A 21,662-nucleotide genomic window follows, 5' to 3' on the forward strand; every position below is an offset into this window, starting at 1 on the left:
ATTCTATGCAGCCCTATTACATATTATTGCATATTCACAAAATTGACAAGCTTTTACATCTTCACATTTTTCAAAGTTTACTGATTCAATGCTGAGCAAATCTTTTATATGCGACTTGAGAATTTCTAGTTTTTCATCTAAAAAGCTCTCAGGCACTATACGAGACTCTTTTAAATCATAAAAACCGCAGCTCTGCACATTACCCAGACCTCCGGCTAAAAGATAATAAAATTCAAGCTGAAAATCTGTCGCATCCGTGAAGTTATTTTTGGTATTGAGCGTATAGGAACCGGTTTTGTAGTCAAGCACTTCTATGAGATTTTCTTTTTTATCTATTCTGTCAATCTGCCCTGCTATTGTTATACCGGCATATGGTGCTTTAAAATACTCTTCAGTTGAAGCGACATGCCAACCCTGCTCAAATCTTTGTATTTCCACGTCTACAAAAGCTTCTAAGCGTTTTTTTTGCATGCTGACAAGATATTTGTCAAGTTCACTTTCACCGCAAAACTCATCAAGCGCTTTGTCTATATCTCTTTTAAGCTTTTGCGTATCTGTATAATAATTCTGTTTTTCGTAAACCTCTTTGAGTGCTCGGTGTACTACATTTCCTATTTCATATTCTTGTGGCATATCTTTTGGTATTTCGTGGTTTTTAATGTACTTTATGTATTTGTAATAGTATTTACGTTTACATGTAAGGAAGGTTTTAAGTCTGGTAGCTGAGAGTTCTATATTTTTAAAACTGTATTCCTGCACGATTTCTGACTCTTGTTTTGGCTCTTGTTTGACACGTGCAAAAAGAATCTCTGCATAATCAAGCTCACTGTGCAGATTATTTTCTTGTATGCCGAGCTGTTTTAAAAACCTTGAGCCACTGCTTTGTTCTGAGCTGACATAGGATATCGCTACCTCTTGTGAGCGCGCCATTAACATCTCATAATAATGTTTTTGCAGGTTTTCTCTGTCACTCATAGTTGGCAGAGATGCGACCTTGCGTATCTGTGTGTTCAAAAACATATCTTTATCACTACGTTTTGGCACATTTTTGTCATCAAAATCTATAATGATGACTGCATCAAAATGCACACTTCTTGTCTCTAAAACACCCATCACGGTAACCTTACCCCCGCGCACATCATCAAGTGTTCTTGCGGCTAGCCTTTGCATAAAAATATTCATCAGTGATTTTACGCTCATGTCCTGCATAAAAGGAAGAATCATCTGTATTTTATGCAGTTCTTCACTAAATATTTTTTTTTCTTGTTTATTGGTAAAAATTTCGCCGACTGCATTCATCTGGTTTAAAAAATCTATCTCTGCAACTTTTTTATAATAAATCGCATAGAGATTTAAAAAGAGTTCATCGCCTACTCTTTGCACTCTTGCCTCATTTTCTTTGGAATCCTGTTCTATGGCATTTAACGTGGCATTGAGTTTTGCATAAAGTCTTGCATTACGAAACGAATCTCCCATAGCAAGATTTAAATTACACTTTTCATCAAAGCTTTTAAGTATCTCTGCCATTGACTCATTTGGCAGTATTACTGCAATATTTTGTGGGTTATAGCCTTTTTGAACAAACTCATAAATTTTTTGCTGCACAAAGCCTACCTGCAGGAGTGATTCGCTAAACGTGTTACATGTAAGCTTGTAATCTTTTTGGATTTTTTCTTTCGTGAGAATTTTTGATTCATTCAGAGATAACTCATATATAAATCCGGCTTCCAGATCAAAGCCGAGTTCACACAGCTTACCTTGCATCTTTTCATTAAAGCGTGTTGCCCAAAAATGAAGTGTTATACTTGTAAACTTCAGCGCTTTTTCTAAAAGCTCAAGTTCAAAGTTTGTCAAATGCCCGTCAAGTTGAATTACAATATTTTTATGTGTTTTTGCATAGACCTCATTAAATTCGTAAAGCTTTGGCAAAAAGATTCTATCTAACAGTTTTCTTTCATCACATAATTTTTCATAGCGTTTATATAACTCTTGCAAAATTGCAATATGTTCTTCATATTCTGCATATACATCAGCATTACAGAGCTGATGTATATCGTAAAGTTCAGCGCTCAGCTCTTCAAAAAATTTAAATATATAAGAGCTGTTTTTTGTAAAAGTAAAAAAGTTTCGCTCGATTTGCAGAGCTGAAAAATCTTTAAAGTCTGATGCTTCAAGTAAAAGAAGCACTCTGCTGTCTTCATCTATAAATTTATAATCTTTAACAAGTGTGAGTTTGGATATAAAATCACTCATGGTGATATAGTTGGGTAAAAAAAGAGTCTGGCTCTCTTGTGTAAGCTGCTCGTGACGGATTGCACGAGCAGAGGGAAGAACTATGGTTGATTCATCCATAGTTTAATATTGTGAAGCCTCTTGAATACTTCTATCATTTATAATTCTCGTATCGGTTTTTATCGCATAAAATCTGCTTTTATCGCCGATATCCACTTTTAACAATAAATTCCAAACACCTACTTTTGGAAACTTTACATCATGGAAAACATAAACATTCTCTTCAAATTCCGGATTTTTCAATGTTTTAGTATATGTCTCAACCTCAGGACGACTTATTTCTAAAAGCATCTTTGCGCCTTTTACTGCTTTGCCGTCTTTGGTTGTCAGGGCATACTTCACATCACAGCCGTTTTGTGAAATTTTGTCTGAAACATATTTCAGCTTGTAATCTTTATCAAAAGCAATTCGTGATTTAATCAGCTTGTTTGCATTTGCATCTGCATCCTGATAGTTCGTCATATAGGCGTCACTCGGCTGTATATCAGCTTTGCCTGTTTCTATTATTGTCCATATACCTAAACCGAATACTCCCGCAATTGCCAGCCCAATTGCATAGGGCCAAAGTTTACCACTTTTTATAATGCTCATTTTTATGCCTTCTTTTATAAACAATTCTTCTTATATACATAATAATACCATATAAAACAAAACCATAGAACAATAGTTTTACAAAAAAGAGTGTTGTTTGGTTTGTATCGCCAAAATCATTCTCCAACTTTACATTTTTGCTACGCGCTATTTGCTGTGCGATATCAAGATAACCGTTAAACATTGCAGCAGAGTACTTCCCTGTAATTTCACCCTTCTTCGCTTTACCACCGAGTAAAGGAAGGATGGAACCATCACTATGTGTCATAATATCTTTAAAATCATTCCAGTTTTTTGCATACATGACACCCATTAAAAATGCCTGTACTTTTGATGCAACCGGGCTTAAAATACCTTTCTTGTCAAAATACTTATATAAAGATTCATCATTAGCTAAAATATCAACCTGCTTGTTCATTTCTGTAAATGTAAGAAGTACAGTAGGTTGGTTAAATTGTTTAAGAAGATTTTTTTCATAAACAACAATATTTTCACCATTTGGTAGTTCTCTTAGTATTACCAGCCGCAATGTAATACCCGTTTTTTTGTATAATTCGCTTCCTAGAGCCTCAACTTCTTCACTGAACTTAGGGTTATGAATTATTTCATCTTTATATAAATACTCTGCAAATAAATGTGTTTGAAACAATATGATGAGGGTGAGGGCATAAAGCCCTCTTGTTAAAATATTCAATGAATTTCCTAACCGATATAAAGGTGATTAGGAGTTACTACGGCCCACAAAGTATATACTGCCATGATTACTAGACCCCATGAAATAATTTTTTCCATTTCTAGACTCCTTATTTTGCGTCTACAACATGATCAGCCATTGTTGATACAGTGTGACCTGAACCAAAACCAATACCTGAACCGATAGACTTTTCATCTTTTATTTTATAAAAGTTTTGAGCCTGCGCATGTTGTACACTTACTGCATTAACACTTAAAAAAGCCAGTATGCTAAGTAGCAGAACAGTTGCAATCAGCATTCCTGTAACACCGTCAAGAGCGAAAACACTTCTATTTTCATTCATGTTACTCTCCTTTGCTTAAGCTCATTACATATGCTGCAATAGCTTCTTTTTGTTTAGGGTTCAATCTATCCATTGCAGGCATTTTACCGATTGCACCTTGTTTGCCGTTATCTAATACGTTAATGACCAGTTGTTTATTCCAAGTAGCGATATCCGGAGCAACGTACGCCATACCTTTACCGTCAGGACCGTGACATGCAGCACATACATTAGCAAACACATTTGCACCTGCACTGTTTGTATCTTTAAGACCACCCGCAACATACTTAGCAACTTCATCAATCTCTTTGTCAGTGATTAACGCACCTGTTTCAGCATTAAACAGACCATTACGATCCGGCATCGGCATTTCAGTACCTAAAAGTTTATTATTAGAACCGTGGTTAATAACATATTTGATACTTTTTTCTGAAATTCTTTGATTTAAATCAGCAGCATCAATTTCATTGTTACCATCAGCATTCAGACCGTGACAAGCAACACATTCAACAAGGTAAACTGATTCACCCATATTTACAAGTTGTTCGCCTTTGATGTTTGCATATTTCTTTTCAAATTCAGCATCTTTTTCTTTTACTTCTTCATTGTATTGTCCAATTTGAGAAAAAGCATTTACCGGATAACCGATTGTGAAGTACCACATACCCCAAATCATCGTGCCTAAAAACATAATTGCCCAACCAAAAGGTACCGGGTTTTTATATTCACCTATATTGTCCCATGATTCATCTGCCAACTCACCGCTTGCGTGGTCAACCTGCATTTGACGCACATACTTGATTACAACAAAAATTGTAATAATTACAAGCGCAACTGCACCTGCAATAGCAAGCATATTGACGATATCACCATTGAGACCACCTTTTTGGTATCCAACTGTTGCATATGTTGCACCCAACATTGCTGCAGTTATGATAATTCCCCAAAGATAAAGCTTATTCATATATCTCTCCTATTTTTCTTTATCGCGTGATACAGGTTTTACCGGAGTATCACCTATATCATCTTTCAGTGCCATATCACTATAGTGCTCATAATCAACTCCGGTAGAGTCTTTCCTTTTTGTATAAAGATGATAAACATACGAGTATGTTCCTACCACCAAAAACAGTATTAAAAAGAAATACGCATACGCTGCAAATTCATTAAAATCCACTATAAAACACCTTTCCTATTTCAGACTGTTTAAATATGCAATTAAAGCAACTATCTCAGGTACTTCACCACGTGCCACTGCATCTTTAACGTCTTGATCTTTCATTTTTGATGTAATCTCTTTTGCTTCTGCCAATGCCATAGCATGTGCTCCGGCAACAGAATCTGCCATTTTAACTACTGTAGTTGATCCATCTTTCATAGGAACAGGTTTGTTATATGGTACACCAAAGAATTCTGCATTTGTCAACTGTGTAGCATATGCAGTATCTATATCTGCATTGTTTGTATACAACCATGCATAGCCGGGCATAATACTTGACGGCATTACAGACTTAGGATTTTTCATGTGATTTTCATGCCACTCTGTAGTTCTATAGTTACCTACTCTGTGTAAATCCGGACCGGTTCTTTTAGACCCCCAAAGAAATGGTCTGTCATATGCATACTCACCACTTAAAGAGTAGTGACCGTAACGGTCAGTCTCAGCTTTAAACGGACGAATCAACTGTGAATGACATGCATTACAGCTATTTTTAATATACACGTCACGACCAGCTTGCTCTAGTAAAGTTATCGGCTTCGTTCCGATAACTGGACGAGAAGCCTGAGCAAAGTTTGGCACGATTTCAATCAAACCGGCAAAAGCAATTGTAACGAATACACCTACCGCGAAAAAGAACGGATGTTTTTCTAACCAATGAAACATAATATAAACTCCTTTCTATTAAGCGCCCATAGGCGATGCATTTTGAAGCTCAGACTCTTCAACAGGGCGAGCAGACATAGTTTTATAAATGTTATAAGCAAACATAAAGAAACCAACTAAGTATAACAATCCACCTGTACCACGTAGTGCATAGTAAGGGTGTAAAACATCAACAGTATCCATGAATGAGTACGCTAAGTTACCAAATTCATCGTGAGCACGCCACATCATACCTTGAGTAATACCTGCAATCCACATAGAAGTAAAGTATAATACGATACCTAATGTTTGAATCCAGAATTGTGCAGCCATAAGACCTTTTGAATATAACTCACGTTTGAATACACGTGGAGCCATATGGTAAAGTGCAGCTATGATCATGAACCCAACCCAACCAAGAGTACCATCATGAACGTGACCAACAATCCAGTCAGTAAAGTGTGCAATAGCATTTACAGATTTAATCGCTTGAATAGGACCTTCTAATGTTGAGAACATATAAAATGTTGAAGCAAGAACCATGAATTTAATCAATGGAGATGCCGCAACCTGTTGCCATTCACCCTTCATTGTAAGAAGCATATTGATCGCTGAACCCCATGACGGCAAAATAAGAATTACTGAGAAAACAGAACCCATAGTCTGCATCCAGTCAGGAACAGTTGAATAAAGAAGGTGGTGACCACCAGCCCATAGATACACAAACATTAGACCCCAGAATGCAAGTAAAGACAATTTATATGAATAGATAGCCTGACCAGATTCTTTTGGCAAAAAGTAGTAAATCATAGCAATAATAGGCACAGTAAATACGAATGCAACAGCATTGTGTCCATACCACCATTGAACTAGTGCATCATTTGTACCGGCATACATAGAAATTGAGTGATACCATGCACCGATGCCGCTTTCACCTGCAGCAGATGTTGCTAACATTGTAGGGATTTCCATATTATTAAACAGATAAAGCATAGCCACACCTAAGAATGTAGCAATATAATACCAGATTGAGATATAAAGTGATTTTTCACGGCGAATACCGATAAGACCGAAAATACTAATACCCCATAGTACCCATACCACAACAATAGCAATGTCAATAGGCCATTCAAATTCAGCGTATTCTTTAGAAGTTGTAATACCCATAAATAATGAAACAACAACTGCGGTAACACCTAAAATATAAAGCCAGAAATGTAATTTTGCAATAAACATTAAAAACTTAGATTCAGCCATAGATACCTTAAGTACCCTTTGACCAACATAATACCAAGTGGCCCAAATACCACTTAACGTAAAACCAAATGCAACTGCATCAGTGTGCAATGGACGAAGACGACTAAAGTTTGTATATTCTGCAAGACCGCTTCCAAGAACTGTATTTAGTCCCGGGAATGCTAGTTCAAATGCAATAAATACACCGATACTCATACCAACAATTCCTAAAATAATTGTTGTCAACATGAACATCTTTGCAACCGTATAGTCGTACTCTAATGGACGATTCTCCATATATAGCCTCCTTAAGATTCAAAGCAATTAAGTCTTTTAAATGCGTCATCACACTTAAAAGACTAATCAACGCTCTTATATTAGCAATAGATTTGTTTAATCTATCTTAAAAGTGACATGAAAATGACACTTTTCTTAATATTATTCTAAAAGTAAACAATTAATTGAGAAATACTTGGTTAATGTAAGAAAATAATGAAAAAAGAGCGAGTTTTATCTTTTTATCAAAGATAAAAACTCATTGAAAATATAGCGGCTCTCTTTTGGTCCGGGAGAAGCTTCCGGATGATGCTGCACAGAGAATACAGGAGCTTCATTGTAGCAAAGACCCTCGATAGTGCCGTCAAAAAGATTTGTATGTGTTACTGACGCAATTTCGACAATATTATCAGGTACATTATAGTTATGATTTTGAGCCGTAATCTCTACCAAACCTGTTTTTTCATTCTTAACAGGATGATTTCCTCCATGATGACCGAACTTTAACTTAAACGTATCATAGCCATGAGATATTGAAAGGAGTTGATGCCCTAAACAAATACCAAACATCGGCACTTTTGCATCTATAAGTTTTTTGATTTGTTCTTGTTCACGTTTGAGTACAAGCGGATCACCTGGACCGTTCGATAAAAAAACACCGTCAATAAGTTTTTCATTATATTTTTCTATTAAATCTTCGGCAATAAAATCATTGGGTACAACTTCAACTTCTATACCGGCAGATACAAGTTCATTTAAAATATTACGCTTGACACCAAAATCTATGGCAACAATTTTTGCCTGTACTTTTGGAGGCTCATCATATTTAAATTCTCTGTATGAAAAAGTGCTTGAAGTGTGCTTATACGGCTCTTTTGTACTCACTTGTTCTATATAATTCACATCTTCAATGCGAGGAGAGTTCTCTAAAATCTTTTTGAGTTCTTCTTTATCGCTTACTTTAGTTGAAGCAACCATCATCATGGAACCTTCACTTCTAAGCATTTTTGTAAGGTATCTTGTATCAATATCACAAATACCCATAACATCATTGTCGATTAAAAAGTTATGCAGTGAATTCTCGGCTCTGAAATTTGAATATCGCCCTTGATATTTTCTTACTATCATACCCTTTGCATGAGCTTTTGAACTTTCCATATCCTGCTCATTTACACCGACATTGCCGATTTCGGGCATAGTAAAAGTAACGAACTGCCCTGCATAAGAGGGGTCACTCATTATCTCCTGGTAGCCGCTCATAGAAGTATTAAACACTATTTCTCCGACTTCTGTTTTGTTCGCACCAAAACTGTTTGCTTCCAAAAAAGTACCGTTTTCCAAATATATCCAGGCTTTTTTTAATGAATTGCTCATATGCTTACTCCATTCCTCTTTTCATTAATTCTTCTCTGTAAAGTTTTTCATGTAAAATTTCAAATTCATCAGTGCCTGGGATAAATTTTCTTTTGTATGAACGTATTTTATCCATTACTGCATCTTCTATTTCCGATGTATCAGCAATAAACGATGTAATTGCATTATAAATGATATTTTTAATACGATTTTCCGTTACATCAAAATGAATCAAGTCTTCTTCATACAGTTCATCAAGTATTTTGTGAGAAATGTCCGAATATCTCTCTTCATAATTTAGAATCACTCCATATTCAGGCGCTAACTTCTTTTTGATCATAAAAAACAGTTGTCTCTCATCCGCAAGCATGAACTCTATTTCTTCTTCATTATCTTCACAGATTTCATTCACTTTTTCTTCAAGTGCCATCTCCTGTTTTACATTATCTTCTAAAACTTTTTGAGCTTCATGCGCGACACTCTCAAGCCCTTTAGTCATTGTAACAACACCACTTTTGTTTAAATCAATTGCAATTTTATTTGCTATATGGGGAATAGTTTTGAGTGATATTTTCATAGATTCGGCCTGCTTATTAATTAAATTTTGATATTTTACAATTATTTAGCTAATAGTTGTGTTAACTCTGATGCTTTTTTTGGATCCATCTTTGTTAATATTTTACCTACTACTTTTGGTTTTAAAGACTGCAAGATAGACCCAGCCTCTTTGGAGTCCATATCTGAGAGTACATTTGCAGCCGCACCCGCTTTCATTTTTGCAAAAGTCTGCGATATTTTACTCATTTTTGTCGATTGAAGCTCTTTTAAAATTTTTGAATTTTTCTCAACCATCTCTTTGATGGCTTTTTCTTTTTGGCTTACCTGAGCAAGTTTTGCATTTACGGCTTCTTCTTTTAAAGCCAATTTCGCTTCTTTTTTTTTCAATAGATCTTCAGTAGCCGTTTTTAAGGCATTTAAAGCCTGCTTTTGTTCATCTATCCGTTCTAGTTCAACCAAAAGCTCATTTTTTCTCTCTTTAAATATTTTCGTACATTCAAAAAGTTTGTCGCTGTTTTGCATAGAAAAAAGAGAAGAATATAGCAGTGCAATAAGTAAAATATATTTCAAGAAGCTTCCTTGTTTTTATTGGTATATGTCATTAAGGCAATTTCATCTAGATCTTTTGCCTCTTGAATTTTTATTTCTTTAAGCGCTTTTTGTATCTCTTCATATTCTAAATATTTATATTTTTCATACTCTATCATATCTTTTTTTAGCTGTTCTTTTGCCTGCCCAACTTCTTTTTCTGTATATACAAGCCACTCTTCATTATGTTGTATTATGGCTCTTTGGGAATCTAGAAGTGATCTGTTTGCTAGAAACTCTGCAATTTTTCCATGAGAAGGAGGCTCGATTTCTTGCAGAAAGGCTAATGAATCTTTTAGTGCTTTATTAGCTTTATTGAAATTTGCATTTGCCTGTTGTAAAAGACGCTCACGCTTTTGCATGATGTTTTTCTTTACATGTACTAAAGAGCTAAAGCGTGTCTTCAAAGTGAAATCCTTATAGAATTATAGTATCTTCTCTCTCAGGTGATGTAGAAATTATACCGACTTTTGTTTTACTTATTTCTTCAATAAGTTTTACATAATCTTGTGCAGTAGCAGGCAGTTCATCAAATGTTCTTGCACCTACTGAGTTGTCCCAGCCTTTAAATGTTTTATAAATCGGTGTCACATTTTCCAAATCAATTGGAACATAATCTATTGTTTTGCCATTATATTCATAAGCAACACACACTTTCACCTCATCAAAACCATCAAGTACATCAAGTTTCATCAATGCAAGTTCATCACAACCGTTTAAGCGACTTGCATATCTTGTAGCGACAGCATCAAACCAGCCGCAGCGTCTTGCGCGTCCTGTAGTCGTTCCAAATTCATGTCCCTGCTCGCCAAGGCGTTTTCCATCTTCACCTTTATCTTCACTTGGAAATGGTCCATTACCGACACGAGTACAGTATGCCTTAACAATTCCTGTCACTTTTCCGATGTCTTTTGGATTGAGACCAAGTCCAGTACATGCACCCGCACTTACTGTTGAAGATGAAGTAACATACGGATATGTACCATGGTCAATGTCCAGCAAAGTCCCTTGAGCACCCTCAAGCAGTACACGCTTGTTTTCATCATCAAGCGCACGCCATACCATCTGTGTTGTATCTGTAATAAATGGAGCAAGTTTTTCTTTAAAACCTTCAAGTTCAGCCAAAAGTTCCTCTTTTTTTGGTGCATGCAGATCCATAACATCAAAAATAGGCTTGTTCTGCTCAAAATAATCTAAAATAGTTTGGCATAATTTTTCAGGGTTTAAAAGCTCGCCTACGCGATGTCCTATACGGTTAATTTTATCAGAATACGCAGGCCCGATACCTTTTCCTGTCGTACCGATAGCTTTGTCACCTTTAAGACGCTCTTTTGCCTGGTCAATCTGCGCATGATAAGAAAGATTTAAGTGTGCTTTATCTGAGATAAAAAGACGACCCTCAAGCCCTTCAAACTGTTGCATCTCTTTTATTATAGATGATGGAGAAAGAACAACACCGTTGCCTACCACATTTACAGCTTTAGGATTTAATACCCCTGATGGAATAAGGTGCAATGCATATTTTACACCGTCTACCCAAATAGTATGACCAGCATTGTGTCCGCCTTGAGAACGGCATACCATATCATATTCAAGGGCAAGTTTATCTACTATCTTGCCTTTTCCTTCGTCACCCCACTGTATTCCTACAATTACGTCTGCTTTATTTGTATACATATTTTATCTTTTTCCTCTTTTTCTATTGCTCTAAGGCATCACACAATGTGTCTGTATAAATTGCAAATCCTACAGATGTTAATTCGGCATTTTTATATCTTCCGCCGCGTGCATATACTTCATTTCCTACAATACATCTAAAAAACAACTCATCATAATAGAGCATTTTTGCATAATACATCGGTGCTAAAACAGCATTTTCGCATCCTGCCTCTGAACATAAATCTTTCATCTTTTGCAGTTCTATTTTTATAGCTTCGGGTACTTTGTTTATGATATCATCTATCTGCTCTACATACTGCAGATAAACAAGTTCACTCAGCCACTCAACGTTTAGATTAATAAACTTGTCAATATTAATATGCCTGAAATCATCTATGCTTAACTCATCAAACATTGCAACTAAAAGTTCAGGTATTTTTATATTTGAAATCTGCATTAAAGGCTTTACATGTAACTTCTCGAAAATCTCCAAGGCAAGACTTGCTACGGATGAAAGCTTTTTTTCTCCCATAAATTCAACGCCTACTTGATACTGTTCAGTAGTCGGATAGGTAAAAACAGGCTGAATATAAAACCATTTTTTCTGTTTTGTATTACTCCCGAGTCTTTTTTCTATGATACGTACAACGTCTATAGTTGAGTCCGCACGCAGTGATAACGCATTGTTTTTCTCATCATTAATGCGAATCAATTCTTTCTCATCGGCTATACTTTTATGCTGATGGTATGAAAATATCGGTGTTACAATCTCTTCATATCCGTTTTTATCAAGAATATCACTCGCTATATTCTCTATATGGCGTTTTACTTTTGCAGACTCGCCAAAGTAAAGTTTTGAACCATTAGGAATCTCGTGTTCTAGTATCATTTATTTGTCGCCTTTTATTAACTTTTTAGAAAGCGTTTGTTCTAATATCATCTATATCTCTTTTTTTTCTAATGCAGTTTTAAAATAAGTTTCATTATATACTTTAGAAGCAATACCGGCATATTCTAATCTTCCCATGCGGTGCAGTATAAGCTCTATTGCATTGACCACCCAAATGGATTCATACGGCTCAATTAATCCCATTTGGTTTATACGGAATATTTTACCTTTAAGATGATCTTGTCCGCCGGCTACATTTACGCCATACTCGTCTTTTAAGGCTGTACGTATTTTTGCTGCATCTTTATCATCAATAGTCGTCATACTTCTTGCAGGAACTTTAGGGTAGCTGTGCAGTCCAATCACTTCTAGTGCCGCTCTTGTCGCTTTGGCTCGTCTTGCTGTATTGCAATAAAGCACACCAAATCCACCCTGCTTTTCAATAGTCTCTAAAACTTCCAAAAGTCCAATAATTAGTGTTGTTGCAGCAGTGTAAGCTGTCGTATTCTGCTTTTGTTTCTTAATCTCAGAAGCAAGGTTAAAATAATACCCCACTCCATCACCGATTTTGTCTATTGCTGCGTTTGAGAGTCCGATAATTGCAAGACCCGGAGGAAGCATAAGCGCTTTTTGGCTTCCTGCTATCAATGCATCAATATTTGTTACATCTATTCGCTCAACACCAATAGCCGTAATCCCGTCAGCGATAATCATAATATTTGGGTTGATTTTCTTGACAGCCGCGGCTATCTCTTCAACAGGATGACGTAATCCGCCGGCACTCTCAGAAATTTGAACGGCAATTGCGTCAATATCATTGTTGGCTTTTACAGCCTCAACGACGTCATCTACACTGACAGGCGTATCCCATTCGTTTTTAATTTCAATATTTTTCAATCCGTGTGCTTTTGCGATTTTTCCAAAACGCTCACCGAATTTACCAGAGTTTACATTTAAGAGTGTATTTTTACAAAGATTAATTACAGATGCTTCCATAGCCCCTGTTCCGCTTGATGCAAGCATTACCACTTCATCAGTAGCAAAAAGCTTAAAAAGATGTTGACGCGTTTTTTCAAAAATAGCTTCAAATTCAGGTGTACGATGATGCATTGTCTCATCACTCATGGCATTACGGACATTTTGGGGAACTGGAGTAGGACCGGGTGTAAAAAGTAACATATGTAATTTCCTATAAATTTTAGGTTGTTTAAAAATAAAACCTCGTATTATATCGAAATAAGTTTAAATTTTAAAAAAAGGTTTTTTATGACACTCTTTGACTCTGTTATTTTAGGTATTATTGAAGGTTTTACCGAATTTCTGCCGATTTCTTCAACCGGACACCTTATTGTGGCAAGTCAATTTTTAGGCATAGACCAGACAAGCGTCACAAAAGCCTATGAAGTCATTATTCAATTTGCTGCTATTTTAGCTGTAGTATTCAACTACAAAGAAAAGTTTACACTCAAGCATATTAGTTTATGGACAAAAGTATTTCTTGCTTTTTTACCTATAGGTATCGTCGGCTTCATTTTCTCTCATCAGATCAAAGCACTTTTTAGTATCAATATCGTAGCTACTATGTTCATCATAGGCGGTATTATATTTCTGCTCGTCGAAAAGTTTTATATTCCCAAAGAAAAAAAGCTGACTAAAGATGTCGAAGATGTTACACTCAAACAGTCTTTATGGATTGGAATTGCACAGGTTTTTGCTCTTATTCCCGGAACTTCACGAGCGGGAGCGACTATTATCGGAGCGCTCCTAGTCGGTTTAGACAGAAAAGCGAGTGCAGAGTTTAGCTTTTTACTTGCCTTTCCCGTTATGGGTGCCGTCAGCGGATATGATTTGCTCAAACACTACCATGAATTTTCATCTGCAAATATTGAAGCCTTGGCAGTAGGCTTTTTCGTCGCCTTTATTGTTGCTTACCTGACAATCAAACTCTTTTTAAAGTTTTTAGAAAAATTTACCTTTGTTGCCTTTGGTGTGTACAGAATTCTTTTTGGTGTGATACTTTTAACACTATTTAACTAATGGAACAGCTTTTGCTTCATCTTTCTTGTTAGACATTTTAATGTACAAGGAGATATCATGCGAAAGATTAGCAGATATAACGACCACTTACATTCATTACTACATAAATTAGAAAAAACATTCTATCTGGCAAGCCGTAAGTTTTTATAAGCTTTTTAAGATTTTGCCTGCCAGATTTAAAGCTTTCGAGCGGTGAGAGAGTTCTTTTTTAACTTTCTCATCCAATTCACCGAGTGTTTTATCGTATCCAAGCGGTACAAACATCGGGTCATATCCAAAACCACCCTCACCTTTTGCCTCAGTTAATGCCGTTCCATGCATCCAGCCATGCACCGTTTTCTCAATGTCTTTTGTTACAATTGCAATAGCAGCTGTATAATGCGCAGGCGAACTTGTGATACCTTTTGCTTTAATGTCCTGCATTAGTTTTTTAAGATTATCTTTGTCATCTGCATCTTCGCCCCCGTATCTGGCACTGTAAATTCCCGGTGCGCCGTCAAGTATATCCACGCTGATACCGCTGTCATCAGCCATAACAACCGCATCTTCTTCGCCTAAAGCCTTATATACCGCTCGTGCTTTAATCAGTGCGTTTTCTTTGAATGTATCAGCATCTTCTATTATTTCAAAGGCATCTATTATATCTGTATAAGGCACAACCTCATACTCTTTGCAAAGTACTTTAATTTCTCTTACCTTGCCCTTATTGGATGTTGCTAAAACTAATTTTTTCAACTTTTTTCCTTAAATTATCTTTTAATTTATTTATTTTATCTTTTGCAAATCAATTATAAATAATAGTTACTCTATAATTTCAAAATTATACTATAAGTAGTTATAAATCATTTCATAAAGGCTTTATATGTTCAAAAAAGTTTTACCCCTCTCAAGTATTCTTTTCCTCAGATTTTTAGGACTTTTTATCGTTTTACCGGTTCTTTCAGTATATGCACTCAGTCTCAAAGGGGCAACGCCTCTTTTAGTCGGTGTTATTGTTGGTGGTTATGCTCTGACACAGGCAGCATTTCAAATACCATTTGGTTCAATGAGTGATAAAATAGGGAGAAAACCAACTCTCTTTATAGGGCTGATTATATTTATGATTGGTTCTATTATTGCAGGATATGCAGATAATATATATACGCTCATGTTAGGGCGTTTTTTACAAGGAGCAGGTGCTATCGGTTCTGTTGTAGTCGCTATGATTGCCGATTTGGTTGAAGAAAAAACAAGAGCCCATGCAATGGCAATTATGGGTGGATTTATCGCAATGAGTTTTGCTGTTGCTATGGTTGCAGGACCTGTACTCGGCGGACTTTACGGTGTCGGAAATCTGTTTTACATAACAGCAGGCCTCTCTTTAATCGCTATCGTTTTACTTTTTACAAAAGTTCCAACTCCTCCAAAAATTGTACATATTTACAATAAAAAAGCAAAAATCTCAGAAATTTTAAAAGATAAAAATCTTTTTAATATGATTATTGTTGATTCAATGCAAAAAGGTTTAATGACAATGGCATTTGTTCTTATTCCTGTATTTTTAACGCATACTGATTACAATTTTGATTGGCAAAAAACAGAACTATGGAAAGTTTATGTTCCTGCTATGATTATGGGTATATTAGCTATGGGACCTGCAGCAATCTTTGGCGAAAAATACAATAAACCAAAAACAGTTTTCTTAGTTGCCATAGTACTTTTTATACTCTCTTTTGCAATAATGGGTCTTACTAATTCAAGTTTAGTTTTTGTCTTTGGCGTAATCTTCTTCTTTGTGGCATTTAATATGATGGAACCGCTTGTGCAGTCAATGATAAGTAAGTTTGCAAAAGTACACCAAAAAGGAACGGCACTAGGTGTTGCAAATACATCTGCGTATCTTTCAACCTTTGTCGGAGCTATGATTGCAGGTATTATGATGGGACATGCTGATAGAAGTACAATCGGTATCAGTATTGCTGTTGTCGCAGCATTATGGCTTGTTTGGATGTTAGTAAGATTTGAAAATCCAACAAAACATGCCTTCTTATTTATACCTTTAAATGAAGTAGATATGGATAAACTTAAAAATTTAGAACATGAACATATTGCAGAATGGTATATCAATGAAACGGAACAGGTAGCAGTTATAAAATATGCAAGTGAATCATTAGATGAAGATACTATTAAAGCACAAATAGTGAAATAGTATTGATTTATATCATGAAGGAAATAAACATATTAAGATAGAATAAACGGAAAAAGGTTCTCTTTATGAAATATTTTCTTTTGGTTTTTGGCTTGACTTTTAGCTTGTTAAATTTTACAGGATGTGATAAAAAAGGTGTTAATACACAACCGGCTGAAGTCCACTGGGACAGAGACATGTGTACTCGTTGTGCCATGGTTGTAAGTGATAGAGACAATACGACGCAAGTCATCAATCCTGCAAACGGAAAAGTTTATATGTTTGACGATATAGGATGTGCGATACTTTGGTTTCATGATGAAGAAATTCCCTGGAAAGATAAAGCCGTCATCTGGATAACAGATGCAAAAACGGGAAAATGGATAGATGCAAGAAAAGCATATTATGATACGGAAAATATAACTCCTATGGCTTATGGTTTTTCAGCACACAAATTAAAAGAAGATATTACAAAAGGTCAAGAAATTATAGACTTTAATGAAGTTGTTAAACGTGTTAAGGAAATTGGTAGGTAGGTTTTTTGTCTTCCATGATGAGATTTGGTTCGATAAATGGAGCCAAATGCGATAAGAAGTTAAGCATACTCATAATAGGACTGGCATAAAAGAACTTCACTTTATGATTATAGTGCCAAAGTTGATCCGCATACTGATATACATCATAAGGAATATCGCCTATACCATCATTATTTTCATCAAAACCTGCATATCTGTCCCAATAATTATATTCTACTACATTGGAAGATTCAAAATTTTTACCGGCATCTTTAACGACATCATCTATATTTGAAAATATTTTATTATTTGTAATCGTATTATCTTTAATGGAAGCATGAAAATGCAAAGCTTCTCCATTATAAGAAATTTCATTACCTATGATGTAACGTTTCATGCCCTTTGCTTTTTCCTGCCCCTGAATATAAAGGGCTTTGGCATTATAACTGACTCTATTATTTTTAAAAATAAAATTTGCAACGCTTCCTATCATGACACCAATACCTGCCGCACCATTAGAACTTAGTATCTCGTTGCCAATTACTTGAGTATTTTGCGCTCCCATGAACATCATAGCAACTGAATTGTATTTGTAAATATTATTAATAAAACGATTGTTGTGGCTCAAAGAGAGATGTGTTGCAAATCTGTTGCCTTGAAATTGATTTTTCTTAAAAAGATTATGGTGAGAATAATTCAATGTAACATCCCTCACATTTTCAATGATATTAAACTCTATCACATTATGGTTTGCATAGTAAAGTTTTAAAGCATTTGCCCGTAACGGTAAATCATTTTTTTTCGTCGTAATATAGTTATGAGAAATCATAGAATTATTTACCCTATCCATATCTATGCCATAAAGAACTTCAGAAATATTGCAGTCACGTATCTCACAATTTTGTACCTGTTTCATGGATATAGCAGCATCAATACTCTGCATATTCATGCCGCTGTTTTGAATGATAAGATGTTTAAGTATAACCTCAGAACTTCTAACAGAAATAACATTCTTCACGCCATCACCTTTGATAATAACATGCTCGCCAATACCTATGATTGTAAGTGGTTTATCAATATGAATATTGCCCTTATAAAGAGCATTTTGAAGTTTTAAAGTTGCATAAGGAGGCGCTACATCTATCGCATCCTGGAGTGCATTAGCAAAAACAAGTGCAGAAGAGAATAGCACTAAAAAGAAAAATTTCATATTATCTGATTCCTAAAAATCTTAATAAAATCTGTGAATTTCTTCCATTAAATTGGCAAAAGTGACATCATCACCTTTTTCTTTAAGATATGCGTTGAGATATTTTTCACTTGCATCCACACCATCGCTTTTTTCAACGGTTAAAAGCTCTTTATACAACTCTGTAATAATCTCAATAACATGCTTAGAAATTGTTTTTCTTGACGCATGATAACCGATAATCTCTCCGTTATCTGTATTTTTACGAATTTCAAATTCTGTAAAAATCCAGTAGTATCTTCCATCTTTAGCCAGATTTTTTACAACAGCATTGATATTTTTACCCTGTTTGAGATTTTCCCATAAAAGTTTAAACACTACTTTTGGCATATCAGGATAGCGGACTATACTGTGAGGCTGTCCAATGAGTTCTTCTTCACTGTAACCTGATACTTCACAAAAATAATCATTTACATAGGTAATTTTACCCTTGGCATCTGTCTCACTGACTATATATCGTTTTGGATCTAATATTATCTCTTCATCAATTGGTGTTGGCTTTGTCATTATATTGCTCCATTTAAAAGTTTTATTAATCCATAATTCACTTCTTTAAATCCTAATACCCTTGATCCATGATGTTTTTTTGAAAACTCCGTCGCATCCTTATATGAGTTAAAAGGAACTAAATCATCTCCACCCGGTGAAGTAATATCACTTCCGTAAACATAAAAAGCACCTTTTGCATTTATGGCTTTTAAAGTTTTAAAATCCGTTACATAAATTGTTTTAAAATCACTTTCACTTTTCAAATGAAACAGGCTATACCATCCGGCTGGATGAAAATAAAACTCAAACATTCCTTTTGGTGAAGAAAAAAGCACCCTCTTCCCATCTGCAAGAATAATTTCAGATACCCAACTTGGATTCTTATATACCTTCAGATGTCTTACCATTCCTGTAGAATTTCTATCAAAATTTATCTCATGTGAAAACACTAAACTCGAAAACACCAATAACGCGACAAATATCTTACCCATAGCCAATCCTTTATACTAAATCTTTTTTCTCAAATATTTTATAACCTAAAAATGCAAACACTAATCCCAAAATAAGAGGATATCCAATAGAAACTAAAACAAATACTGACTGACTCATAGAGTCTAATATATAAAATGCAACCGGTCCCATAACTGTAAGCTGCGGATCGAACAATGAAATAGCTGCAACACGAAATATTTCCATAGGGTTTATTAGACTAATAAAAATGATTAAACCTGAACTCATACGTTCTTGCATCATAAGTGAAATAAGCGCTATATCAATAAATGCAAGTAAAAATATCCATATAAAAAATGATAATCCAAGTGCCACTTCAGAAGATTTCACAAATGAAGATATAAAAAATGCTATACCTAAAAAGGCACTACTCATTGCAAAAAGTAATCCTGTATAGAGAAAAAAGATATTCCAAGGAATAGCAGCACCTTTAAATGCTCCGTAAATAATTGCTATAACCATAGCAAAAAATACCGGTAGAAAAACAGTTATAAATCTGCCAATTACTTTTCCCCAATAGTACTGTTTTAAAGATATCGGAAAAGAGAGCATATATTCTAGTACATTGCTGTCCCTGTCACCGGAGATGGAACGTACAGTCGTAATCAGAATGAAAATCGGTAAAATGACTATAGTTATTTGAATATACATCAACAAAAGACGGCTTAAACCACTAAAACCCATCACTTGAGACTCTGTAACACCGGCTATAAAAAAGAGCGCAATTAAACCGCCAAACACAAGAGAATAAACAACAAACCATTTTGCCCGCAGTGATTCTTTTAAATCAAGATATGCTATTAAATATAGATTTTTCATTTAAAACCTCTCATCTGATACTATTTTTCCCAAATCCATATAAATCTGTCTATTTACCAAATCCCTAACTTCTTCTAGTCGGTGCGTTACAAACAGCAGTACTTTATCTTCTTCGTTTTGCTTAAGCAACCTGTAAAAATCATCTCTTGCTTTTGGATCAAGATTTGCAGTAGGCTCATCATAGATAATAATATCACTTTTTTTCGCTAAAGAGATGGCTATAAGAAGTTTTTGCTTCATTCCGCCACTCAACTTAAAAAATGATTTACTCAAGTTTGAAGTAATATCAAGTTTCATCTCATTTGCATAATACTTAATAAGCTCTCTATCTACTTTAGCACTGACCCCAATATATTCAATTAATTCAGCAATACTCAAGCGAATTGGAGGCGGAAGCTGCGGCACAAAACTAATGTGATCTAAAACATCAAGACGATCTTTTATGGGATTTTGCCCATTAATGAGCACTTCACCCTCATTTGGATGGTAATATCCCATAATAGAACGGACAAGTGTAGTTTTTCCTGCACCGTTTGCTCCCATTAAAGCAATAGACTCATTTTTTTTGAATTCACAGTTAATGCTGTCTAGCGATACATTTGAACCAAATTTCTTTGTTAAATTAGATATTTTTATCATAATTACACCAAACTTTTTAATCTAAAATCAAAATTAAGAGCATCTTCATGACAAACATCTATGCATCTTCCGCAAAGCGTACAATCTGCACCGGTAATATACTCATGGGTGATGCCCTCTTCTTCTCTTTGTTTGTCATATTTAGCTTTTGTAATCTCTAGAACCTGATTTTCAAAACAGACATCAGAACAGACCATACAGTGATCACAGTTATCATTCCACTCAATACGTAAAGCAGAAACTTTACCGATCATACCATAAGTAGCACCAATAGGACAGATATAAGTACACCATGCACGTCGAGCAAAGAAAACTTCAAAAGCAAATACAATGAGTACCCAAACTAGTGATAAACTCCATCCATATGCAATGGCGCGACTCAAAATTCCAACAACACTAAAAGTTTCAAAGACCAAATAACCGCTTGTAAAAGCTAAAATCAAAAAAATTGCCCAGAAAAAGTATTTTATACGATGATCAAATTTACGATCTTTAATAATCTTTTTTGCAACTAAAGTATTATGCCATTTTTCACCTATCTCACTCAGTATTCCATAAGGGCATACCCAGGCACAGTAACTTCTACCTCCAACAAGCAGATAAAAGATAGTAATAGTACTTACACCAATAATAATATTAATATGTAGATGATGCTCTGCCATAAACATCTCTAATGTTGTAAAAGGATCAATAAGGTGAAATCCTAAAAATCTTGAACCGTTGAGCGTTCCTTCAAGTGTTTGAATATCAATAGCAAAAGAGAGAAAAAAGAGAAGATGCACAGAGATGACAACAATCCATCTTTTGGCTCTAATACTCAGTTTTTTCTTTCCATCTTTTGTTGTACTGAAAAATGTTGATAAAAACGATGTTCTTTTTATGGTCTCTCTACTATTATACTTATCCATTTTTCTA

The 21,662-nt window shown here is 35.2% G+C and carries 25 protein-coding genes; 3 read left to right on the top strand and 22 right to left on the bottom strand.

What is annotated here, in order from left to right; translation table 11 throughout:
• Nucleotides 1-3: 3 nt before the first annotated feature.
• From SAUT_RS09915 to SAUT_RS09985, 15 genes are all read right to left on the bottom strand, one after another.
• A complete protein-coding gene (locus SAUT_RS09915; protein WP_013327754.1) occupies nt 4-2,352 on the bottom strand; it encodes a PD-(D/E)XK nuclease family protein in 2,349 nt (782 codons plus the stop codon).
• A gap of 3 nt (nt 2,353-2,355) precedes the next feature.
• Nucleotides 2,356-2,883, bottom strand: a complete 528-nt coding sequence (locus SAUT_RS09920) for a FixH family protein (RefSeq protein WP_013327755.1) — start codon at nt 2,881-2,883, stop codon at nt 2,356-2,358.
• Nucleotides 2,861-3,577, bottom strand: a complete 717-nt coding sequence (locus tag SAUT_RS09925) for a hypothetical protein (protein WP_013327756.1) — start codon at nt 3,575-3,577, stop codon at nt 2,861-2,863. The genes SAUT_RS09920 and SAUT_RS09925 overlap by 23 nt, the downstream gene beginning before the upstream one ends.
• A 109-nt stretch (nt 3,578-3,686) precedes the next feature.
• Nucleotides 3,687-3,920, bottom strand: a complete 234-nt coding sequence (locus tag SAUT_RS09930; RefSeq protein ID WP_013327757.1) for a DUF4006 family protein — start codon at nt 3,918-3,920, stop codon at nt 3,687-3,689.
• A 1-nt stretch (nt 3,921) separates the two neighbouring features.
• The gene (locus tag SAUT_RS09935) at nt 3,922-4,863 is read right to left on the bottom strand and encodes a c-type cytochrome (RefSeq protein ID WP_013327758.1); all 942 of its coding nucleotides are present in this window, start codon (nt 4,861-4,863) and stop codon (nt 3,922-3,924) included.
• A 9-nt stretch (nt 4,864-4,872) separates the two neighbouring features.
• Nucleotides 4,873-5,076: a CcoQ/FixQ family Cbb3-type cytochrome c oxidase assembly chaperone gene (locus tag SAUT_RS09940; RefSeq protein ID WP_013327759.1), complete on the bottom strand. Its 204-nt coding sequence runs from the start codon at nt 5,074-5,076 to the stop codon at nt 4,873-4,875.
• A gap of 15 nt (nt 5,077-5,091) precedes the next feature.
• Complete coding sequence (ccoO, locus tag SAUT_RS09945; protein WP_013327760.1) at nt 5,092-5,784, bottom strand: cytochrome-c oxidase, cbb3-type subunit II; 693 nt, start codon at nt 5,782-5,784, stop codon at nt 5,092-5,094.
• Between the two features lie 18 nt (nt 5,785-5,802).
• Nucleotides 5,803-7,296: a cytochrome-c oxidase, cbb3-type subunit I gene (gene ccoN, locus SAUT_RS09950; protein WP_013327761.1), complete on the bottom strand. Its 1,494-nt coding sequence runs from the start codon at nt 7,294-7,296 to the stop codon at nt 5,803-5,805.
• A gap of 213 nt (nt 7,297-7,509) precedes the next feature.
• The gene (gene carA, locus SAUT_RS09955) at nt 7,510-8,649 is read right to left on the bottom strand and encodes a glutamine-hydrolyzing carbamoyl-phosphate synthase small subunit (protein ID WP_013327762.1); all 1,140 of its coding nucleotides are present in this window, start codon (nt 8,647-8,649) and stop codon (nt 7,510-7,512) included.
• A 4-nt stretch (nt 8,650-8,653) separates the two neighbouring features.
• The gene (locus tag SAUT_RS09960; protein ID WP_013327763.1) at nt 8,654-9,205 is read right to left on the bottom strand and encodes a DUF507 family protein; all 552 of its coding nucleotides are present in this window, start codon (nt 9,203-9,205) and stop codon (nt 8,654-8,656) included.
• A gap of 41 nt (nt 9,206-9,246) precedes the next feature.
• On the bottom strand, nt 9,247-9,756 hold the full coding sequence (locus SAUT_RS09965; protein ID WP_013327764.1) for a MotE family protein: 510 nt from the start codon (nt 9,754-9,756) through the stop codon (nt 9,247-9,249).
• Nucleotides 9,753-10,181, bottom strand: coding sequence for a flagellar export protein FliJ (locus tag SAUT_RS09970; protein ID WP_013327765.1), 429 nt, complete (start codon nt 10,179-10,181; stop codon nt 9,753-9,755). The genes SAUT_RS09965 and SAUT_RS09970 overlap by 4 nt, the downstream gene beginning before the upstream one ends.
• Nucleotides 10,182-10,191: 10 nt before the next feature.
• Nucleotides 10,192-11,451, bottom strand: a complete 1,260-nt coding sequence (locus tag SAUT_RS09975) for an adenylosuccinate synthase (RefSeq protein ID WP_013327766.1) — start codon at nt 11,449-11,451, stop codon at nt 10,192-10,194.
• Nucleotides 11,452-11,473: 22 nt separating this feature from the next.
• Nucleotides 11,474-12,322, bottom strand: coding sequence for an ATP phosphoribosyltransferase regulatory subunit (locus SAUT_RS09980; RefSeq protein ID WP_013327767.1), 849 nt, complete (start codon nt 12,320-12,322; stop codon nt 11,474-11,476).
• Between the two features lie 51 nt (nt 12,323-12,373).
• The gene (locus SAUT_RS09985; RefSeq protein ID WP_013327768.1) at nt 12,374-13,501 is read right to left on the bottom strand and encodes a pyridoxal-phosphate-dependent aminotransferase family protein; all 1,128 of its coding nucleotides are present in this window, start codon (nt 13,499-13,501) and stop codon (nt 12,374-12,376) included.
• Nucleotides 13,502-13,588: 87 nt separating this feature from the next.
• On the opposite strand from SAUT_RS09985, the gene SAUT_RS09990 reads away from it, so the two are divergent.
• The gene (locus tag SAUT_RS09990; RefSeq protein ID WP_013327769.1) at nt 13,589-14,359 is read left to right on the top strand and encodes an undecaprenyl-diphosphate phosphatase; all 771 of its coding nucleotides are present in this window, start codon (nt 13,589-13,591) and stop codon (nt 14,357-14,359) included.
• Between the two features lie 144 nt (nt 14,360-14,503).
• On the opposite strand, the gene rdgB is transcribed toward SAUT_RS09990, so the two are convergent.
• Nucleotides 14,504-15,094: an RdgB/HAM1 family non-canonical purine NTP pyrophosphatase gene (gene rdgB / locus SAUT_RS09995; protein WP_013327770.1), complete on the bottom strand. Its 591-nt coding sequence runs from the start codon at nt 15,092-15,094 to the stop codon at nt 14,504-14,506.
• Nucleotides 15,095-15,221: 127 nt separating this feature from the next.
• Here rdgB and SAUT_RS10000 point away from each other — a divergent pair, with 127 nt between their 5' ends.
• Nucleotides 15,222-16,547: an MFS transporter gene (locus SAUT_RS10000; protein ID WP_013327771.1), complete on the top strand. Its 1,326-nt coding sequence runs from the start codon at nt 15,222-15,224 to the stop codon at nt 16,545-16,547.
• Nucleotides 16,548-16,612: 65 nt separating this feature from the next.
• On the top strand, nt 16,613-17,062 hold the full coding sequence (locus SAUT_RS10005) for a hypothetical protein (protein WP_013327772.1): 450 nt from the start codon (nt 16,613-16,615) through the stop codon (nt 17,060-17,062).
• On the opposite strand, the gene nosD is transcribed toward SAUT_RS10005, so the two are convergent.
• Genes nosD through SAUT_RS10035 form a run of 6 tightly spaced genes read right to left on the bottom strand, consistent with a single transcriptional unit; the run spans nt 17,043 to nt 21,655 of the window.
• A complete protein-coding gene (gene nosD, locus SAUT_RS10010) occupies nt 17,043-18,251 on the bottom strand; it encodes a nitrous oxide reductase family maturation protein NosD (RefSeq protein WP_013327773.1) in 1,209 nt (402 codons plus the stop codon). The genes SAUT_RS10005 and nosD overlap by 20 nt on opposite strands.
• A gap of 21 nt (nt 18,252-18,272) precedes the next feature.
• Entirely contained in the window at nt 18,273-18,797 is a 525-nt protein-coding gene (locus SAUT_RS10015; protein ID WP_013327774.1) for a PAS domain-containing protein, read from the bottom strand.
• The gene (locus SAUT_RS10020; RefSeq protein WP_013327775.1) at nt 18,797-19,270 is read right to left on the bottom strand and encodes a nitrous oxide reductase accessory protein NosL; all 474 of its coding nucleotides are present in this window, start codon (nt 19,268-19,270) and stop codon (nt 18,797-18,799) included. Before SAUT_RS10020 ends, SAUT_RS10015 begins: the two co-directional genes overlap by 1 nt.
• A 10-nt stretch (nt 19,271-19,280) precedes the next feature.
• On the bottom strand, nt 19,281-20,108 hold the full coding sequence (locus SAUT_RS10025; protein WP_013327776.1) for an ABC transporter permease: 828 nt from the start codon (nt 20,106-20,108) through the stop codon (nt 19,281-19,283).
• Nucleotides 20,109-20,747, bottom strand: coding sequence for an ABC transporter ATP-binding protein (locus SAUT_RS10030; protein WP_013327777.1), 639 nt, complete (start codon nt 20,745-20,747; stop codon nt 20,109-20,111).
• A gap of 2 nt (nt 20,748-20,749) precedes the next feature.
• On the bottom strand, nt 20,750-21,655 hold the full coding sequence (locus SAUT_RS10035; protein WP_013327778.1) for a NapH/MauN family ferredoxin-type protein: 906 nt from the start codon (nt 21,653-21,655) through the stop codon (nt 20,750-20,752).
• Nucleotides 21,656-21,662 lie beyond the last annotated feature (7 nt).

The sequence above is a fragment of the Sulfurimonas autotrophica DSM 16294 genome (genome assembly GCF_000147355.1).
GTDB classification, from domain to species: Bacteria; Campylobacterota; Campylobacteria; order Campylobacterales; family Sulfurimonadaceae; genus Sulfurimonas; species Sulfurimonas autotrophica.

Coding starts and splice junctions, on each gene's coding strand:
- SAUT_RS09980 (WP_013327767.1), bottom strand. CDS start 12,322: ATGATACTAGAACACGAGATTCCTAATGGTTCAAAACTTTACTTTGGC.
- ccoO (WP_013327760.1), bottom strand. CDS start 5,784: ATGTTTCATTGGTTAGAAAAACATCCGTTCTTTTTCGCGGTAGGTGTA.
- SAUT_RS09990 (WP_013327769.1), top strand. CDS start 13,589: ATGACACTCTTTGACTCTGTTATTTTAGGTATTATTGAAGGTTTTACC.
- nosD (WP_013327773.1), bottom strand. CDS start 18,251: ATGAAATTTTTCTTTTTAGTGCTATTCTCTTCTGCACTTGTTTTTGCT.
- SAUT_RS10015 (WP_013327774.1), bottom strand. CDS start 18,797: ATGACAAAGCCAACACCAATTGATGAAGAGATAATATTAGATCCAAAA.
- SAUT_RS10020 (WP_013327775.1), bottom strand. CDS start 19,270: ATGGGTAAGATATTTGTCGCGTTATTGGTGTTTTCGAGTTTAGTGTTT.
- SAUT_RS10035 (WP_013327778.1), bottom strand. CDS start 21,655: ATGGATAAGTATAATAGTAGAGAGACCATAAAAAGAACATCGTTTTTA.
- SAUT_RS10005 (WP_013327772.1), top strand. CDS start 16,613: ATGAAATATTTTCTTTTGGTTTTTGGCTTGACTTTTAGCTTGTTAAAT.
- SAUT_RS09930 (WP_013327757.1), bottom strand. CDS start 3,920: ATGAATGAAAATAGAAGTGTTTTCGCTCTTGACGGTGTTACAGGAATG.
- ccoN (WP_013327761.1), bottom strand. CDS start 7,296: ATGGAGAATCGTCCATTAGAGTACGACTATACGGTTGCAAAGATGTTC.
- SAUT_RS09975 (WP_013327766.1), bottom strand. CDS start 11,451: ATGTATACAAATAAAGCAGACGTAATTGTAGGAATACAGTGGGGTGAC.
- SAUT_RS09935 (WP_013327758.1), bottom strand. CDS start 4,863: ATGAATAAGCTTTATCTTTGGGGAATTATCATAACTGCAGCAATGTTG.
- SAUT_RS09985 (WP_013327768.1), bottom strand. CDS start 13,501: ATGTTACTTTTTACACCCGGTCCTACTCCAGTTCCCCAAAATGTCCGT.
- carA (WP_013327762.1), bottom strand. CDS start 8,649: ATGAGCAATTCATTAAAAAAAGCCTGGATATATTTGGAAAACGGTACT.
- SAUT_RS09960 (WP_013327763.1), bottom strand. CDS start 9,205: ATGAAAATATCACTCAAAACTATTCCCCATATAGCAAATAAAATTGCA.
- SAUT_RS10030 (WP_013327777.1), bottom strand. CDS start 20,747: ATGATAAAAATATCTAATTTAACAAAGAAATTTGGTTCAAATGTATCG.
- SAUT_RS09920 (WP_013327755.1), bottom strand. CDS start 2,883: ATGAGCATTATAAAAAGTGGTAAACTTTGGCCCTATGCAATTGGGCTG.
- SAUT_RS10025 (WP_013327776.1), bottom strand. CDS start 20,108: ATGAAAAATCTATATTTAATAGCATATCTTGATTTAAAAGAATCACTG.
- SAUT_RS09915 (WP_013327754.1), bottom strand. CDS start 2,352: ATGGATGAATCAACCATAGTTCTTCCCTCTGCTCGTGCAATCCGTCAC.
- SAUT_RS10000 (WP_013327771.1), top strand. CDS start 15,222: ATGTTCAAAAAAGTTTTACCCCTCTCAAGTATTCTTTTCCTCAGATTT.